The organism is Cohnella sp. (assembly GCF_041641335.1).
GTDB lineage: Bacteria > Bacillota > Bacilli > Paenibacillales > Paenibacillaceae > Cohnella.
On the sequence record NZ_JBEPYQ010000057.1, the window covers coordinates 1 to 18,352 of the forward strand.

Here is an 18,352-nt window from a genome sequence, read left to right on the forward strand (position 1 = left end):
TGACCCTGTGACGGGTTTATCCATTCCAAATTTCAGGATCGTATAGCATCGGAGGGAGATAGATGCCCATGACATCATTCCATCGATAATCGTTCAGTACGGCTCTGTTTACTTATGGGACAGCCCCATTCCGGACGAATTGGAGAAGCTTTGCCGATATTCGAGCGGAGTGACGCCGACCGTCTCCCGGAATACCCGATTGAAATGCTTCGTATTGTCGAACCCGGCCCGTTCGCCAATATCCATTACCTTCAGATTGGTCGTCGCCAGCAGTTCTTTCGCTTTCTCGATACGAACGTTTTTCAAGTATTGAACGAAACTGACGCCGACGAACTCCTTAAACGCCTGGCTAAAGTACGTGTAGTTTAGCGATACGTAGTTGGACACCATCGTCATGTTGAGATCTTTGGCATAATTGGCGTGAATATATTCCAGCGCTCGATCCATATCTTTGCGATCTACGTGAATCGATTTGAGGTGACGAATAAAATCGTTCAGTCCTAGCAGCAAATTTTGTACGCAATGAATGTAGTCCTGAATGTGCTCGAAATTGTACAAGCTGCCGGCCATCTTATACATTTTGATGATTTCCACCGACGCTTCTCCGTACGTGTGGAACACTTGATCGAAGATCGACTCGTTCAGCAGACGGCCTACCTCTTCGAAATAGCCGATATCCGCGCGGACAAGCGCGTCCGCCGCGAACAGCTCCTGAAGCAGCGTCTTCATTTCGCTGACGCGGTCCGTCCCCATCATGTTCGCCAGCCTTCCGATCGTTCCGACCGGAACCGGGTAATCTCGCTCCCGCCGAGCCAATTGCTCGTACCGGATCTGGGCGTCGCTGGATCGGCCGAGCAGCAGCCGGTATTTGAGCGCATGCCGCGCTTCCTCGTATTTGATTTTGAGCTCGCCGAGCCCTTCGCCTTTCGCGCTGAGCCCGGCGGAAAAGGTGCCCGGCCCGCTCGATGCCGAGGAAAGCTCCCCGACCATGCCCGTCAACAGCTCCTCCCGGGCGGAGAGAACGACGAGCCGATCATCCTTGTCCTCCAAGCAAAGATACGCCTCGTCTTTGCCGGCCGCGGCCAAATACTCCGTTCCTTTGATCACGATCCGTTCATGACCTGCCGTATCCAGAATGCCCACCCAATAGCCGAACTCGAAGTCCTGAAGACCGGCCTCGCGCGCCAACCTCTCGACCTCTTCCGAACCTAGCTCCGCCGCCGACCAGATGTGCCGCAGCGAACTGATTCTCATCCCGTTGCGATATTTATCCGTCTCGCCGAGTCGGTCGCGAAGCGCATCCCGCTCCCGCAGCTCGGAATCGGCTTTGCCCAGCGCCGCGAACAGATCGTCGCGCACGATCGGCTTCAGCAAATATTCTTTGACTTTATGCTTAATCGCTTCCTTGGCGTACTGAAAATCGTCGTATCCGCTCAAGATCAGCAGCACCGGCGGATTTCCAAACTCCGCTAGCTTTCGGATCAACTCGATTCCGTCCATGTGCGGCATCCGAATATCGGTCAGCAAGATTTCCGCCGCTTCCCGCCCGTGCTCCTCCAGCGCTTGCCGTCCGTCGGCCGCCAGGCGGATCGCATACGCGCCGGGACACTCCCGTTCGATCATCGCCTTCAGCCCGAGCCGGATATTTTTCTCGTCATCCGCGATCAGCAGCTTCCGCATTGGCCGTCAATCCTCCGTTCAAGATCAAGCATGGAATGCGAAGCGTTACGCGAGTGCCTCTTCCCGGCTCGCTGTCGACCCGCAATCCGTATTCCTTGCCGAAATGCATCTGAATCCGGCTGTGCACGTTCGCCAGCCCGATGCCGTTGCCCTTGCCCGAGGCGTCCCGAGACTCTCCCTCGACTCCTCGTTCGATGCGCGCGTTCAGCTCCCGTACCTGTTCCGGCGCAATGCCCGCGCCGTCGTCGACGATCGAGATCAGCACCGCGTCGTCCTCTTTCTTCGCTCGAATCTCGATCGTCAGCTCGGCGTCCCCAAGTCCGTGCTTGATCGAATTCTCTACGACGGGCTGCAGCGACATTTTCAGAAGCTCCAGGTTCAAGTACGGATCGGGTATATCCGTCACCAGACAAATCCGATCGTCGAAACGAATGTTCGCGATACTCACGTAATTGCCGATATGTGTAAGTTCGTCTCTAAGCCGGACGTATTCGCTCGTCCAGCGCATATTGTAGCGCATCATACCGCCCAAGGAGGTAAGCGCGTTGGAAATCTCCCTTTGGTCGTTGATTTCCGCCATCATTTTGATATTCTCCAGCGTATTGTACAGAAAATGCGAATCGATCTGGTTTTTCAGCGTAGCCAATTCCGCTTCCTTGGCGGCGGCCTGCTTGTTGACCGCGTCGGCGATCAGCTCGTTGATCTTGCGAAGCATTTTGCGGAAATGGTGGGCCAGATCGCCCACTTCGCCTCCGCCCCGAATGTCCAAGTCGATCCCGAAGTCGCCTTGCCTCACTCTTTTCATCGAATCGGTGAGCACGTGCAGCTTTTTGAGAATGATGGCATTCAAGTAATACGTCGAAATCGCGAGAATGGCGAGCAGCATGACGTTGGCCAGAATAATCCGGTTGCGGGCATCGTTAATGCCGTCGTATACGGGCTTAAGCGACGCTACCTTCAGCATATAGGCCCCCAGTGGTTCAACATAAGCATAGACGCCCAAGTAAGGTACGCCTCTCACGCTGAACTTGAAGTTGCCTTTCCCCTCCCGATCCGGTTCCAGAATAGCGAACTGTTCCCTTAACGTCTCATCGTCCACGCCGTTCTGCTCCAGAAACCGGTTGGCCGGATTTCGTATAATGTCTCCCTGCAGATCGAGCACGACCATCTGGGACTGTTCGTCCTGCAGCGGACTGAACGTGTTGGGGAAGAAGTTCGTCAGCAGCATGTCGACCTGCAGAATGCCGACGTGCGTCCCTTGCGGATATTGGCGCTCCCGGTAGAGCGATATTTTCGGTTTAAAATCTTCTTCCAATCCGGGACGGTTCTGGATCAGTTCCCGGGTAGAACGGCTGAATATCCATACATCTTTTTCGTCGGAGTTCATCACTTCCTTGTACCACGGATCATTCCGGACCCGACTTTCGTGCAGGAGCACCGGCATCATTTCGTTCGTCATCGGGTTGCTGGCGAACAGTTGGATCCGTTCGATGCTCGGATTGTTATACTGGATCCAAACGATATTCTGCAAGTAGATCCGATCCAGATCGATCAAGTCCAACACGCTCATTGTATTCGGCTCCATCAAATACTCAATGATTCTCCGGTCGACCAAAGCCCGCTCCGCCGCCCGCTTCATCGTCTCCATATTGTTTTTCAGATTGATCTGCTCGATCTCCAGCGAATACTCGTGGTTTTTTCTAAGCTCCTCCACCGCGTTACCCGTCTGTCCCTTGAAGATGTACATCGAAATCAGCAGGCTCGGAAGCAGCATGATCAGAATGTAGGCGATGACAAGTCTCTTCTGCAAGGTAAGCTGTTCCAGCCGAAAACGGATTCTTTCCCGTCTCCGCTTCCAATAGCGCAGCATTTTCGTCACATCTCTTTCGCGAGCTTCGTGCACCTATTCTATCACGGGCAGTCGCCTTTGCGTCCGGAAAATGTCCGAAAAACCCAGCGTCGCTGGGTTTTTCGAACCGCTATAGCTTACTTCATAAATTCCGCGAGCTTCTTCACGTTTTCCTCGTATTTCATTTGGCGGTAGGCCATCAGCTCGGCGAAGCCCGTCTTGTCGCGTTTGGCGACAAAGTCGTTGAACGTCTGGTCGAAATCCGCCTCGGACTTGGCGAGCAGCAGCTTCGGCAGCGCTTTGCCCCATTCCGTTGAGATCTTCTTGGCATTGATCCCTTCCTTAGACGTCGCAGGCGGGTTGATCAGATCGTACTGCGAATAGCTTTCCGTCTTGCCCTTCGTCCAATCTTCCAACTGCTTGAACGGCTCGACCGAAGGAGGCTGCCATTGCAGCTGCATATTCGTATCCATGAGCATCCAGAACGTATGCGAAGAGCCGTACTGCTTATCGAACGCGGAGCGGTCCGTATTCATCAGTTGGAGAACCTCGGGCTTAAATTGGTCTTTGCCGTCGATCGTGTCGTAGGATACGCCCTTCTCGCCCAGGTACATATCCTTCTGGCCTTCCTCGCTGATCAAGTAGCTCAGGAACTTAATCGCGCGTTCCTTGTCCTTAACGTTCTTGGAGATGAGCGTCACCGTCCAGCCGGAGATAGCAGGACCGGGCAGCGTCGGCGCGTCCAGATTCGAGTTCGCCGGTCCGTCGACCGCGATGTAGACGGAATTCGGATCGTTGGCGAACAGCACGTTCTGCTGCGCGGCGAAGTCCGTGCGTTGGTACAGCATCGCGAAGTAGCGGCCTTGCGCGATCTTCTCTTCCATCTGAGCGCGCTTGTCGACGAATACGTCCTTGGAAATCAAGCCCTCCTCGTTGGCCAGACGGAACGTCTTCAGCCAGCGGACGAACTCCGGGTCGGTCAGACGGTCGTACAGCTTTCCGTCCTTCTCCCGGGGCATCGCCAGGAAGCTGGACAAGTAAGACGAATCTTGACCGACGTCGAAGAACGAATAGTTGCCGTCTTCGTTAAATTCGTGGAAGCCGATCGGAATGAGCGGCTGTCCGTTCACTTCCGGGAATTTCTCTTTCGCCAGCTTCAGAGCGTTAATGAACCCTTCCGGAGTCCGCATGTCCGGACTTCCGATCGCTTCGTAGATGTCTTTGCGTACGGAGAACGTCTGGTTTGACGTAAACTCGGTTCCGAAATTTTTAAAGTCCATCGGGGACGAGGATGCATTCGGATAGACGTACGTCTTGCCGTCCGGCTGCGCGTACCAGCTCAGCTTGGCTCCGTCGGCGACTTTGAAGAAGTACGGATCGTACTGTTCGGCGAGATCGGTAAGCGACTCTACGAGACCGCCCTCGACCATCTTTTTCACGCCTTCCTCCCACCAGCCGAGCGTGATGAAGTCGGGCAGTTGGTTGGCCGCGATCATCGCGTTCAACTTTTCGTTCTCGTTGCCTGCAGGAACGATCAGGTTCAGGTTAACGCCCGTTTTCTTCGTAATGTATTGCGAAGTCGGATCTACTCCCCATTTGTTCGGGAACCAGGCGAAGTTCAAGTACCAATCGAACGTAATCGGCGACGTAGCGGCTTTCCAGCCCGCTTCGTCCGCGGCAGGCTGTTCCTCGCTGGCGCTCGGGCTTTCGGAGCTCGAAGCGGAAGGCTGGCTGGCGGAAGGACTCGGACTGCCGCTCGCCTCCGGTTTGTTGTTGCCGCCCGAACAAGCGACGAGCGTAATCATAAGCGCGGCGACGATCGATAAGCTGAGCCACTTTTTCATTGTCATACCCCTTTGATCGATAATGTATGAGCATCCCCTTACGGGAAAGTAAAACCTTTGATAGGTAGTTCAAAAAGTCCGATTTTGATCACGATGCCTGACAGGGAGCCTACTCGACATCGAATCTTGAATTCAGCCGGACCTTCCGGTACTCATGTAGGTTCTCCTACACTCCGTTCCTCACTTCCTAGCTTCATCCAACCTTCTCGGTGCTGAAAACCAAACTTTTCGAACCTCATTTGTACTCACCCGATCAGCCCTTCAAAGAGCCGATCATCAGTCCCTTAACGAAGTAGCGCTGCAGGAACGGATACGCGACGATTATCGGGACGGTGGTAATGACCATCGTCGCCAGCTTGATCGACTGCGAGGTGACGGTCCGGTTAATCGCGCCTCCGGTCGCTCCTACGATCTGGTTGGAGCTGGACTGGGCGATGACCCGGTACAGGAACGTCTGGATCGGCTGCAGACTGTCGCTGTTCGTGTAGAGAACCCCGACGAAGTAGTCGTTCCATTGCCAGACGCCGTGGAATAGCGAGATCGTGGCTACGACGGGAAGCGATACCGGCAGCACGATGCGGACGAAGATGGAGAAATCGTTGGCGCCGTCGATCTTGGCCGCTTCCTCCAGACCGTCCGGAATTTCCCGGAAGAACGTCAGGAAAATAATGAGATCGAAGAAGCTGAACATCGCCGGGTAGATGTACACCCCGAACGTATCGAGAAGCCCGAGATCCCGCAGCCACAAATAGTTGGGAATAAGCGGAGCGCTGAAGAACAGGGTGATCGTCCCCATGATCATGTAGCCTTTGCGGAAGAGCAGCTCTCGGCGGGATAAGGCGTATGCAACCATCGCGGTAAAGAACACGTGAATAACCGTGCCGATCAGCGTTTTGGCCACCGTAACCCCCATCGCGGTCATAATGCCCGCGTTGGAGAAGACGATTTCGTAGTTTTCCAGACTGAACTTGCGCGGAATCCAGTAAATCAGCCCGCGAGTCATCGCGTCCGTGCCGTCGTTGAACGAGTTGACGAGCACGTACCAGATCGGATACAGCGTCACGAAACAGATGATCAGCATCATGACGACGTTAAGCCGATCGAACAATACATCTCCGCGCGTTCTGCGATCGCGAGTAAACATCGTATCTCACCGCCTTGGCTAGAATAAGGAAGATTGGTTCATTCTCTTCGAGAAGGAGTTCGCAAGAAGCAGCAGGAAGAGAGCGATGACGCCTTTGACCAACCCTACCGCGGCAGAATACGAGAAGCGTCCTTGCTTGATGCCGATCTCATAGACGTAAATGTCGATAACGCTGCTCATGCTTTCGTTGACTTGATTTTTCAGCACGAGAATTTGATCGAAGTTCGAGTTCAGAATGCTGCCGACCGACAGAATGAACAGAATCGAGATCGTCCCTTTGATGCAGGGCACCGTCACATAACGCATTCTTTGGAACCTGCCGGCCCCGTCGATCGTCGCCGCCTCGTACAGCTCTGGCGAGATGCTCGCGATGGCAGCAATATAGATAATAGCCGACCATCCGAATTCCTTCCATATATCCGACGCGATCACGATCCCCCAGAAATATTGCGGCTCGCTCAGGTAGAAGATCGGTTCCTTGATCAACCCCAGCCCCATCAGCACATCGTTCACGACTCCGACGTCCGACAGCCAGGAGATGAGGATGCCTCCGAGAATAACCCAGGACAGGAAGTGCGGCAGATAAGTAATCGTCTGCACGATCCGGTTGAACCTTAAGGAGCGAAGCTCGTTCAGAAAGAGCGCGAACAGGATCGGAATGGGAAAGCCGATGATGAGCTTCAAGAGACTAATGCCGAGCGTATTCCGGATGACCTTGAGCATCATCTCGTCCTCGAAGATTGCCTGAAAATGCCCCCAACCCGCCCAAGGCGCGTTCTTGATCTCTCCGATTCCGATGTACTCCTTGAACGCGATGACGATTCCGTACATCGGCGCGTAGTGGAACAGGAGCATCCAGGCGACGCCTAGCAGCGCCATGACCTGCAAATACCGCTGGCCGTAAAATTTCCGCAGCAGACTCGTCCTATTTCTGTTGTCAGGCTTCCGCGTCGGGACTTGAACTTCCGCGTTGGCTTCCATAACGGCCACAACTCCTCGCAAGCTTATAAACACTTTCTTTTCCGAGTATAAACAGTTCCTCTCGAAAGCATAAGGCTTCAAATTTCGTTGAAGGTTGCATTTTTTCAGGTGGAGAGGGTGCAATGTTATCAGCATAAGAAATTAGTATATGCAGAGGTAAACGATAGAACCTAAAACGGTCTGGCAGACCGTTAGATGCCGCCTCCCGGCGGATTCCACCCCTTTAACGGTCTGGCAGACCGTTAAACACCGCCTCCCGGCGGATTCCGACCCGTGAACGGTCTGGCAGACCCTTAGACGCCGCCTCCCGGCGGATTCCGACCCTTTAAACGGTCTGGCAGACCGTTAGACGCCGCCTCCCGGCGGATTCCGACCCTTTAAACGGTCTGGCAGACCGTTAGACGCCGCCTCCCGGCGGATTCCGACCCTTTAACGGTCTGGCAGACCGTTAGATGCCGCCTCCGCATGTGGTCGACCGACCGCCGTCATGCGTATTGTGCCTGAAAAATGGCGAAAGAGCATGTTCCCCCGTAATTAGAAGGAGCACGCCCTTTCGATTCCGTAGATTATTCGGTTATTATCTGCTAGTAGAACGCTCTGCTAAGACGCGTTCAGGCCTTCTTTTCCCGCCGTGTGGACTTTGCGCTTCTTGGCCGGAATCCGCAGAAGCACGGTCGTGCCTGCGCCGCGCCTGCTGAAGATGGAGACGCCGTATTCGGGCCCGTATTGCAGCTTGATGCGCTGATCGATATTCCGGATTCCGTAGCCGGTCTCGCTCTCGGTCTCGCTCGGAGGATTCAGAATGTCCCTGATTTTCCACGGCGGCATTCCCAGGCCGTCGTCGATAATCCGGTAATGGATTTCCTCCCCCTCCTTGCGCACGGCAACGCGGATATGAATGCGATCCCCTGACCAAGCATGCTTAAGCACATTCTCGATGAACGGCTGCAGAATGATCTTGATCGTCTCGTAAGGCCATACGGCTACGTCGACGTCCAACAGCACTTCCAGGCGATTGCCGTATTTGACCTTCTGGATGTCCAAATACGCGTTCGACTGCTCGATCTCGGACGAGATCGGAATAAGCGTGCGGCCGGAATTGAGCGTCAGCCGGTAAAACTTCCCGAGCTGCACGACCATCTTCTGCAGCTTCTCGTTCTCCCCGAACTTGGCCAGACGGTTGATCGAGGACAGCGTATTGTACAGAAAATGGGGATTGATCTGCAGCTGAAGCATCTCCAGCTCCGCTTCCTTCTTCTGCAGCTGCGTTAAGTACACCTTGTTGATCAACGCCCCGACGTCCTCGCCCATTCCGTTCAGGGCGGTGGCAATCTGGGAAAACTCGTCCTTGCCTTTATAGGCGATGCGCTTGTGGAGATCGCCTTCGCGGAACGCGTTGAGCACCGATACGAACTTCGTGATCCGCTTGGAGAAGTACCGGGAGATGAACACGCCGGCGAACGTGAACAGGAAGAAGCAGAGAACGCAGATGCCGATGATGAACGTCGTCACCTTCTTCGCTTCCTGCGCGATAATCGTCACCGGGACGCGCGCGACGATCGTCCACCCTTGCCGCTGCATTTTCTCCTCAATCGTAATATAGCGATTATCCTCAGCCTCAGGCTGCTCGACCATCGATTCGGGAACTCCCGAAGAATACATCACATTGCCGGCCGAGTTTTTCACGAGCAGCATGCTGCCTTCCCCGAGCTTCTCGAAGTCGACGCTCTCGAACAGTTCCTTCAAGGCTACGCTGAACCGCATCATGCCGAGTTCTTCGAGCTCAAGCGGATTCGAAGTGTCGACCAGCCGCCGAATGAGCGAGATTCGGCCCTCCTCCGCATCCTCCTCCGCCTGCATCCACATCATCGTCATGCCGTACAGCTCTTCAGGAAAGTCCACGTACCAGGGTTTGTCCTCGATCCGTTTCATATGATAGATATTGTACGTCTGCTCGGGATATACCTCGTTCACGGTCTGATTGTGCACGTATACGCTCAACCGCTGATTGAACCCGATTGACCGGGAGGCGCTCTCCAGCTTCGGAATAATGATCTGCCTCATTCGGTAATCGTTCGCCCTTCCGGTCTCTATCGCGCGCAAATTTTGCACGAGATTGTAATCGTCGTACAGCATGGACGAAATACGGGTCAGATCGTCCGTTCTGTACGCGACGTTGTCCCGAATTTGCAGCACCGTTCCCTGAATGTTCGTCCGGGTCTGCTTGCGCATGGACGAATCGTACATGGAATGCGAGACGTATCCGTTGACCGATACGAGGATCACGATAAATATCATATAGGAGATCATCAGCTTGTATCCGATCGGAATATAGCCGAGCCTCTTTCTTTTCTTCGGAATACGCATCGCCGGCGACCTCCATCATTGCTCCCGCTTGCGGTACTCGAGCGGCGTCATGCCGAACTTATCCTTGAACTGCCTGCTGAAGTACGGCAGATAGCGATAGCCTACCTGGTCGGCCACTTCGTAGATTTTGATACCCGGCTCCTTGAGCAGCTCGCACGCCCGCTCCATCCTCAATTGAACGAGCAATTCGTTGAACGTATGCCCGGACTTCTCCTTGATCAGGTATCCGAAATAGCTCGGCGAGAACGGAAAATGCTTCGCGAAATCCTTCAGCGTAATATTCTCGCTCATCCGCTCTTTAATCATATTAATAACGCCGCGAATGAACTTGCCGTTGGCTGAGTTGTTCTTATCGTGCAGCTTCTCCGATATTTCGTAGATGCGGTGGACGAGCCAGGAGCGAATATCGTTAACGGTTTCGAATTGCAGCAGCACATCCAGATTTTGCAGCTCGATATCGAGCAGCTCGAACAAATTCTCATTGGCAAGGCTCAGCCGCTGCTCCAGGTTCCAAATGATATAATTGGACAGATTCAGCACCGTGAACTTGGAGCGCAGACTAGACAACGATTGGAACAGGTTCTCGAATTCGTCGTAGATGCGCACGAGATTGTACTCCTGCATCGCCTTGAACAGCGCTTCCATGCGGGCGTCCAGCGTCCGCGCGTCCAGCATCTCGGGCTCCCGCCGCACTTCCTCGTACTTGATGACCGTCCCCTTGCCCAGAAACATTTTCCCTTCCACCGCTTCGATCGCTTGCTGGTACGAGGAATGGAGCCTGGCCAGCGCATGTACCGGCTCGCCCGCTCCGGTCGTGACGGAGATCGGCAGCCGCCTTCTAATCGAATCGTACACCGACTGGAGCGCCTTGTCGAAGCCGTTCTCCTCCAGCACGAGCGCGATTCTCGTCGTGCTCAGCTTGCAGTACGGCACGTTCCCCTTGCCTTCGAGCGCGGCGTTGACCTGCTCCAGGAAAATTCGCGACATCTCCAGCTGCGCGTTCGGAGTCTCCGCATACTCCCAGGCCAGCTTATCCATCTCCATCACGGCCACGCGAACGGGCCAGGCCAGCTTATTGAGTCCGTATGCGGCCAATTGCTTGGGCCAATCCGCGCCGCCCTCGCCGGTGTCTCCTTCGAACAGACGCACGAGCAGGTTGCTCTTGGCGATCGGAATCATCCTCTGGTAGGACTCCTCGACCTCTCGCTGCTTGCCGGCTTCTTCGAGATCGTGCTTCACCTTCTTCAGCGTCGCGACCAGCTCGGCGTCTTCCATCGGCTTCAGCACGTAATTGTACGCCTTTAACGATAGAGCCTGCTGCACGTAGCTGAACTCCTGATAACCGCTGACGAAAATAACGCGAAGATTCGGCGACCGCTCCAACGCTGATCTGGCCAACTCCAGTCCCGACATATACGGCATATTGACATCGCTTACGAGAATGTCGATCGGACGGCTCTCGATGATGTCTTTGGCGGACAGGGCGTTGTTGGCGGCTCCCGCCACCTCCATGCCCAGCTCCTCCCAAGGAATAAACCTTTGCATCCCCTCGAGATCCAACTCCTCGTCGTCCACCAGCAGTACCTGATACATGCGCGTCCCCCCTATTTTTCCGTCCTCCGGTTATGCGTGGTTATGCGTGGTTATGCCTGGTTATGCCAGATTACTCCTCTTCAAGCTTCTGCAAATTCCAATGCCATCTGTCCGTAATGTAGTCCAGATAGATCTGGAACCCGATCTCCATCGACTGTTCGTGCGCATTGTCGAGAATCTTGTCGACCTCTCCGTCCGACATGCCGAATACAGCGTCCGCCCGGGCCTTCAGCCAGATCTCCTTGACTCTGCGGTGAATCGAACCCACGTCGGTATCGGGCATCGGATGAAGGTTGATAAACGGCGTTGCGTCCCCCTGGGAATTCCATGTAATCTTTTTCTGCCAATAGGTGGCCCAGTTCTGCCTCTCCTCCGGCAGCGTCTCTTCGAACTCGCTCTTCGTCTTATCGAGGAAGGTCGTGTTGCCCGCCCAGATCATATCCCCGGATACGGATTGGATTTTGGCGAGCCCTTCCGGGTCCTCGCTGTATTTGGCCGTAAAAGCGGGCGTGATGCCGTCCTCCTTGAAGCCGTTCCAGTAGCCGTCCGGTCCCGGTGGTCCCCACATCTGCACGGAAGATCCTTCGGGTCCCGTCATCCAGTCCAGCATCGCGAAGATCGCTTCCGGATTGGCTGCGCTCGTCGTAATCGCAGAGACGTTCCAGCCGAGCAAGTTGTACGTTCCCGGATAAATCTTGCTCTTGTCCAAGCCGCTCCTGTAGATCGGTTCGATGAAAAAATAACCGTCGCCGGGATCTTTGCTGGAAAGCTCCGCGTTGGCCGGCATAGCCAGCTTGACCGGGTCGGCTCCAGCGTATACGGCCACATATCCGCTCATCAGCTTCTCGGCGATCTGTTCCTCCGTCTGGGTGAATGCGTCCTGCGTCATCAAGCCTTCCCGCATCAGCTTGGCGACGTACTTGGCCGAATCGCGGAACCCTTGGTCCTTGTAAATCGAAGTCATTCTGTCCCCGGTCACGACCGCATAGTAGCGAGTGAAGCTGAAATTGTCCTCCTTGAACGCCGAAAACAATTGATCGATGCCTTGCCCTTCTTTGGCAAGACCCGTCTCGAACGGCACGACGTTCGGATAATTCTCCTTCACCCGTCTCAAGTACAGATACAGGTCGTCCGTCGTCTCCAGCTTCGGCGACCCGAGCTCCCTGTAGATTTTCTTGTTGACCACGTAACCCGCGTTGCCGTAAGGACGATCCGTATAATAATTGGGGAAATAATAAATTTTACCGTCTGAAGAACGCAGCAGATTCAAAGTTTTCGTCCCCGCCCATGTTCTTAAATTCGGATACTTCTCGATATAATCGTCCAGCGGAACGAGCAGCCCGGCTTGGCGAAGACGCTCCAGGTCGGCGTCTCTCTGTCCCCAGATCAGATCCGGCAGCTTCCTGCTCGCGATCATCTTCTGCAGCTTCTGAGTGCCGTTTCCTTCGGGGCTGATTCCCTGCACATGAATTTTCTTGTTTTCTTGAATCCATTTCGAAGAGGGATCTCCTCCCCACTTCGGCATGTTGTAGTAGCTGTAATGCGCGTAAAAGGATACGTTAAGCGGTTCCTTCCCCAACTCGTATATGTCGCTCCATGGCCCTTCGGCCGCCGGCGGATCGACTCTTTCTGACGAAGGTTGGAGTGGGGCCGGCGGATCGGATACAAGCTGCGTATCGCATGCCGCCAACGATAGCGCAATGAGCAGCGCCCCGGTTCTCCGAACGATTTGCCTTCCGACATTCCACATCTCGTTTCCCCCATTGCGGCGCATGTGCGGGGAAGGTTTCTTCCCCCTAAACATCCTGCTGTGATATAGAATAACAGAAACAGAGATATCCCCGAGGGGGGAATTTCTATCCTCGGGGGTACCTCTTCTCTACTGCGATGGTTTAACTCTGACCCGTCCGGCGATCAGCTTCCAAGAATCTTCTTGTTCTCAAGCCATCTTTCCGTTCTCCAGTCGAGCAGCTTCTGATAGTTGAGCTTCTGAGCTTTGTCTTCCGCAGCGTCGAGAATTCTGTCGACATCCGCGTCGCTCTTGGCCGTAGCCGTCTCGGAGAGAATTTGCAGGAACAGATCGAGCGTGTTTTGTCTGATATCTCCCAGCTCGCCGTCCGCAGGCGGCTCCAGGTTGTTGCGGAATTCGGTAATGTCGTTGGACGAAGGCCACGTAATATCGCGCTGCCAGCGAGCTGCCCAGTTCTGATTCTCAAGCGGCTGCGTATCTTCGTATTTCGCTTTCGCTTTGTCGATGTAGGAGCTGTTGCCCGCGATCATGACAGGGTCGTTCTTCGCTTGGATGTCCGCAACTTCGACAGCATCGTAGTTCGCCGTGAAGTTCGGGTATTCGTTCTCGTCCAATCCGTCCCAGTTGCCGTCCGGCCCCGGAGCGCCGAAGAATTGAACCGACATGCCTTCCGGACCGGTGATCCAGTCGAGGAACGCGAAGATTTTCTCCGGATCTTTGGCCGCTTTCGTAATCACGCTGACGTTCCAGCCCAGAGCGTCGTAGCCTCCTGCATAGATTTTCTTCGGATCAAGTCCCGCTTTGGCAAGCGGCCAGATCATGAAGTAACCTGCGTTCGGATCGGATTTCTTCAGCTCCATGTCGCCTTGCATGCCCCAAGTCGTTACGCCGGAGCCTGCATAGATCGCTACGCGACCGGTCAAAATTTTCTCTTGAACCTTACCTCTATCTTGCGTAAACATGTCTTGGGAAATCAGTTTTTCGCGATACAGCTTGGATACGAACTTTTGGGATTCGCGGAAAGCCGGATCCGTAAAGACGGAAGTCAGCTTGTCGCCTTCCGGAGCGGCCAGCAGCGCCGCTCCCAGCGATTGATACAGCGCGCCTTCCTTGAAGCCGGCGTAGATCAAGCCGATGCCTTGCGCGTCTTGCGTGCGGTCCGGCTCGAACGGAATGATCTCTTCGCCGTATTTGGCTTTAACCGCTACCAGGTAGCTGTACAGATCGTCCATCGTCACAAGCGGCGGGGAACCGAGTTCCTCGTAGATTTTCTTGTTGACGACGTAACCCGCCGTACTTGTCGGATGATCCGTGTACCAGTTCGGGAACTTGTACAGCTTGCCGTCCGGAGCGCGAAGAATGTCCAAGTACTTCTTGTCGAAGTACTTCTTCAGGTTCGGATACTTATCCAGGTAGTCGTCGAACGCTACCAACTGACCCGCTTCGTACAGACGGTTGAGATCCGGGTGATACCGGTCCGTATAGATGAGATCGGGAAGTTCGCCGGAAGCCATCATCGTCGTCATCAGCTGAGCGTGGTTGCCTTTGGCTTGGATCGCCGTAATATTGGTTTGCTTGTTCTCTTTAAGATATTTCCAGAAAGGCACTTGCGTCATGTCCGCCGGGAAATCCAGCCAGCCATAGTGCGCATATGCGGAAAACGCGAGCGGTTCGGAGCCGAATACCCATCCTGCCGGCGCCTCTTCGCTGGCGCTCGGGCTGCTCTCCGCAGGTGTGCTGGCGCTGCTGCTGGGCGACGAGCTTGCTCCGCTGTTGGAGTTTTCCTTCTTGCTGCAGCCGGCAAGAATCACCGAAAGAAGCAGCACCGACGAAAGGATCAATAACGCCGGTTTTTTCAACTTCTTCATACTGATTTTACCCCTCTCATTTGGAAATCATTTATGTTCAAAGCGCCAAGGACGCTCCGAAACCGTTCTTCGGACTACTCTTTCAAGGAACCTACCATTACGCCTTTTACGAAATACTTCTGGACGAATGGGTAGACCATGATGATCGGCAGCGTAACGACCATGATCGTCGCGTTGATCAGCGCCTTCGAGGTCAGCGCCTTCTTCGCCATCAGCTCGGCCGTCTTGCCGTCGAACCCGGCCATTTGATCGGAGACGAGGTTGGCGTTCAGAAGCCGCCTGAGCACGGTCTGAACCGGCATTAGCTCTTCTTTGAAAATGTAGATCGTCGGCGTGAACCAGTCGTTCCAGTGGGCGACCGCCGTGAACAAGCCCAGCGTCGCGATGATCGGTCCAGAGAGCGGGAGCACGATCTTGAAGAACGTTCCCCAGTTGCCGCAGCCGTCGATCTGTGCCGATTCCTCCAACCCGGCCGGCAAGCTCTTGAAGAAGGTGCGGAAGATGATCATGTTCCACACGCTGATCATGAACGGAATGATGAAGACCAGGAAGTTGTTCATTAACCCGAGCGATTTGACGAGCAGGAAGCTTGGAACAAGTCCGCCTCCGAAATACATCGTGAAAATGAAGAACAGCATGTAGAACTTGCGCCCCATCAGGTACGGCTTCGTCAGGCCGTAAGCGAGCATCGCGGTCGCGAATACGGCGGTCACCGTGCCCACGATCGTACGGCTGATGGAGATGAAGAACGCGTTAAGCAGGTTCTTGTCGCTGAACACGACTTCGTAGTTGGCCGTCGTGAAGACTCTCGGCCAGATCGTAACTCCGCCCTTGGCCGTATCCAATCCTTCGTTGAAGGAAACGACCAGACCGTTCCAGAACGGGTAGATGCAAGTCAGCGATAATATCGTGAGAAAGGTATAGATGCAGATGATCATTAAGCGATCGCTATACCCGAGCCGTTTCATTCTCAACTTCGTTCTCCTCCTCGTATGTTCTGTCTCTTACCACAGACTGTTGCCCGATCTGCGAGCCAAGTAGTTAGCCGTCGTCAGGAGACCGATGCTGACCAGAGCCTTGAACAAACCGACCGCGACCGCATACGAGTATTTCTGATTCTGTAAGCCGACCCTATATACATAGGTATCTATTACGTCCGATACGGGCCTGAGCCCCGGATCCTGAGCGAGAATCAGGATATCTTCGAAACCGGCGTTCAGGAAGCTGCCCATGGCGAGAATCATGAAGATGATGATGACCGGCATGATCGTCGGGATCGTAATCAAGTAGATCTGCTTGAATTTGCTGGCTCCGTCGATGTCCGCGGCCTCGTATAGATGCGGGTCGATCGCCGCGATCGCCGCGAGGTACACGATGGAGTTGAAGCCGATTTCCTTCCACACGTTTGTCGTAATCAGGATGCTCCAGAAATACTCGTGCATCGAGAGGAAGTGGATCGGTTCGTTGATCAGCCTCAGCTTCTGGAGCAAAATATTAATGCTTCCATTTTCCGTAGAAAGCAACGACATGACCAAGCCGCCGACGATAACCCACGACATGAAGTGAGGCAAGTACGTAATCGTCTGAACGACGCGCTTGAACGCCATATGGCGCACTTCGTTCAGCAGCAGCGCCAGTATGATGGGCGCCGGGAATCCGATCGCGAATTTCAGCACGCTGATGATCAGCGTATTGCGCAGAAGCGTATCGAAATCGGGAGCATTAAAGAAAGCTTCGAAATGCTTGAATCCGACCCACGGATTGTCGAAAATTCTTGCTCCCGTGAAAACGTTGTAATCCATGAACGCGGTTAACACGCCGTACATCGGGATGTAGGAAAACACGAAAATGAGCAGCAGTCCGGGCCAAACCATCAACTGGACGTCCAACTGCTTGAGGAGCCGGGATAACCAGCTCTTCTTTCCGACTAAGCCCGGGTCCGGCGGCGTTGCCGAGTAAGGCTGTTTCGTCATGGCTTGCGTCATGCATATCCTCCTAGTTCGATCAGTTTGTCTCTTGCTTCCAACCTCTTTCGAACCTGTTTCATTCAAGTTCCTTCCGGTCGCCAGCTACGTTTACATTCTACCGTCGGGTAAAAGTTAAAACGATATAACAAAACCCCGATTGTTTACACTTAGCCACGATTTTGATAAAAAAAGAGGCCGATCGGAAAATCCGATCGACCTCTTCCTGTATTATCCGCTATTCCGCACTCGTAACTTCATGCAAACCTGTAGTACAACAGCAGGAAAGTCGCCAGCACAAGCAGGAAATTCAAAGCCACGAACACGATCCGCTCAAGCTTCGTCTTATGCATCTCCACGGGAGGCTTGTAGAAGCTCACCCCTTCGATAATAAACAACACGAGCACGATATGGATCATAAAATGGCCGACGATCTCGACGTAGCCGAACAGCATCGTCGTCATAATGAAGATCAGCGTGAGCACGATCGACAGCAGCCGATTCAAAATGCCAACGACGAGCAAGTAGCCGACGACGAATTCGATAAATGCGGCGAGCACGACGAACACCGCCGGATCGAAGCCGAAGGTAGGCACGTTGTGGTGCTCGATAATGTCCAGGCTCATCGCCGGGTAAATCCATTTCTCGACGGCCACCCAGCACAGGGACAAGCCCGTTCCCAGGTACAGCAGCGGAAAAGACCACTTCTGCAGCGGCGTGCGGTAAAATCCCAGCGCGGCGGCAATCGCGAGGTAGAAGCCGTAGTCCAGCATGTGAAACAGGCCGTACTCGCCGACGTAATAGACGTACAGTCCGAACAACGCGACGGAAGCGAGCTTGACGGGGAGATGATGCGGGATGAGCAGCAGAACGATCGTCGCCCAGATGGTCAGCTCCAGCGACCCTTCCGGGGAAGCGAATTCGGGAGCGAACAGCCCGCCCTCCAGAAGCGCCCACAGCAACGCGGCCGCCGTGCCATACTGCAAAATCAGGAACGACCACGGCCTCAGCTTCTCGACCCCTTCGTCCAGCTTGCCGAGCGCGCTTATTTTCATAATCGAGGGCAGCAGCTGCGTCAGCGCGGCGAGCAGCAGAGCGACCGCCAGCGCCGTGCCCGCGAACACGGGAGACAGCACATTGTCCAACGTTTCCTTGACCGGGGTGACGTCGGTAAACCATTTAACATGCGCGTAAGCGATCATCGATGATCCATTCTCCTGTCGTTAGTTCATTGTTTAAGCTGCAGCAGCATGCTGTCGAACAGATTTTAGCATGATGTAACCGTCTTCTCTAAAAATTATACTAAATAAGG

The 18,352-nt window shown here is 54.3% G+C and carries 12 protein-coding genes; all 12 read right to left on the minus strand.

Features of this window, described 5'->3' with window-relative positions:
- Positions 1-108 precede the first annotated feature (108 nt).
- Positions 109-1,680 carry a response regulator gene (locus tag ACESLM_RS18350; RefSeq protein WP_372633021.1) on the minus strand — a complete coding sequence of 524 codons (1,572 nt, stop codon included), beginning with the start codon at positions 1,678-1,680 and terminating at the stop codon, positions 109-111.
- On the minus strand, positions 1,655-3,550 hold the full coding sequence (locus ACESLM_RS18355) for a sensor histidine kinase (RefSeq protein ID WP_372633022.1): 1,896 nt from the start codon (positions 3,548-3,550) through the stop codon (positions 1,655-1,657). The genes ACESLM_RS18350 and ACESLM_RS18355 overlap by 26 nt, the downstream gene beginning before the upstream one ends.
- A 116-nt stretch (positions 3,551-3,666) precedes the next feature.
- Complete coding sequence (locus ACESLM_RS18360) at positions 3,667-5,379, minus strand: extracellular solute-binding protein (protein WP_372633023.1); 1,713 nt, start codon at positions 5,377-5,379, stop codon at positions 3,667-3,669.
- Between the two features lie 247 nt (positions 5,380-5,626).
- Positions 5,627-6,517 (minus strand): carbohydrate ABC transporter permease, encoded by an 891-nt coding sequence (locus tag ACESLM_RS18365; RefSeq protein ID WP_372633024.1) that lies wholly within the window; start codon positions 6,515-6,517, stop codon positions 5,627-5,629.
- 18 nt (positions 6,518-6,535) lie between these two features.
- A complete protein-coding gene (locus ACESLM_RS18370; protein ID WP_372633025.1) occupies positions 6,536-7,498 on the minus strand; it encodes an ABC transporter permease in 963 nt (320 codons plus the stop codon).
- Between the two features lie 600 nt (positions 7,499-8,098).
- Complete coding sequence (locus ACESLM_RS18375) at positions 8,099-9,865, minus strand: sensor histidine kinase (RefSeq protein WP_372633026.1); 1,767 nt, start codon at positions 9,863-9,865, stop codon at positions 8,099-8,101.
- Positions 9,866-9,880: 15 nt separating this feature from the next.
- Positions 9,881-11,458, minus strand: a complete 1,578-nt coding sequence (locus ACESLM_RS18380) for a response regulator (RefSeq protein ID WP_372633027.1) — start codon at positions 11,456-11,458, stop codon at positions 9,881-9,883.
- A 70-nt stretch (positions 11,459-11,528) separates the two neighbouring features.
- Entirely contained in the window at positions 11,529-13,208 is a 1,680-nt protein-coding gene (locus ACESLM_RS18385; RefSeq protein WP_372633028.1) for an extracellular solute-binding protein, read from the minus strand.
- Positions 13,209-13,372: 164 nt separating this feature from the next.
- The gene (locus tag ACESLM_RS18390) at positions 13,373-15,076 is read right to left on the minus strand and encodes an extracellular solute-binding protein (RefSeq protein ID WP_372633029.1); all 1,704 of its coding nucleotides are present in this window, start codon (positions 15,074-15,076) and stop codon (positions 13,373-13,375) included.
- A gap of 74 nt (positions 15,077-15,150) precedes the next feature.
- Positions 15,151-16,044 (minus strand): carbohydrate ABC transporter permease, encoded by an 894-nt coding sequence (locus tag ACESLM_RS18395; RefSeq protein ID WP_372633052.1) that lies wholly within the window; start codon positions 16,042-16,044, stop codon positions 15,151-15,153.
- 36 nt (positions 16,045-16,080) lie between these two features.
- Positions 16,081-17,061 (minus strand): ABC transporter permease, encoded by a 981-nt coding sequence (locus ACESLM_RS18400; RefSeq protein ID WP_372633030.1) that lies wholly within the window; start codon positions 17,059-17,061, stop codon positions 16,081-16,083.
- A 236-nt stretch (positions 17,062-17,297) separates the two neighbouring features.
- On the minus strand, positions 17,298-18,242 hold the full coding sequence (locus ACESLM_RS18405) for a DoxX family membrane protein (RefSeq protein WP_372633031.1): 945 nt from the start codon (positions 18,240-18,242) through the stop codon (positions 17,298-17,300).
- Positions 18,243-18,352 lie beyond the last annotated feature (110 nt).

Bases quoted from the DNA above. Each gene is read 5' to 3' on its own strand.
- ACESLM_RS18350 (WP_372633021.1), bottom strand. From the start codon at position 1,680: ATGCGGAAGCTGCTGATCGCGGATGACGAGAAAAATATCCGGCTCGGG.
- ACESLM_RS18355 (WP_372633022.1), bottom strand. From the start codon at position 3,550: ATGCTGCGCTATTGGAAGCGGAGACGGGAAAGAATCCGTTTTCGGCTG.
- ACESLM_RS18360 (WP_372633023.1), bottom strand. From the start codon at position 5,379: ATGACAATGAAAAAGTGGCTCAGCTTATCGATCGTCGCCGCGCTTATG.
- ACESLM_RS18365 (WP_372633024.1), bottom strand. From the start codon at position 6,517: ATGTTTACTCGCGATCGCAGAACGCGCGGAGATGTATTGTTCGATCGG.
- ACESLM_RS18370 (WP_372633025.1), bottom strand. From the start codon at position 7,498: ATGGAAGCCAACGCGGAAGTTCAAGTCCCGACGCGGAAGCCTGACAAC.
- ACESLM_RS18375 (WP_372633026.1), bottom strand. From the start codon at position 9,865: ATGCGTATTCCGAAGAAAAGAAAGAGGCTCGGCTATATTCCGATCGGA.
- ACESLM_RS18380 (WP_372633027.1), bottom strand. From the start codon at position 11,458: ATGTATCAGGTACTGCTGGTGGACGACGAGGAGTTGGATCTCGAGGGG.
- ACESLM_RS18385 (WP_372633028.1), bottom strand. From the start codon at position 13,208: ATGTGGAATGTCGGAAGGCAAATCGTTCGGAGAACCGGGGCGCTGCTC.
- ACESLM_RS18390 (WP_372633029.1), bottom strand. From the start codon at position 15,076: ATGAAGAAGTTGAAAAAACCGGCGTTATTGATCCTTTCGTCGGTGCTG.
- ACESLM_RS18395 (WP_372633052.1), bottom strand. From the start codon at position 16,044: ATGAAACGGCTCGGGTATAGCGATCGCTTAATGATCATCTGCATCTAT.
- ACESLM_RS18400 (WP_372633030.1), bottom strand. From the start codon at position 17,061: ATGACGCAAGCCATGACGAAACAGCCTTACTCGGCAACGCCGCCGGAC.
- ACESLM_RS18405 (WP_372633031.1), bottom strand. From the start codon at position 18,242: ATGATCGCTTACGCGCATGTTAAATGGTTTACCGACGTCACCCCGGTC.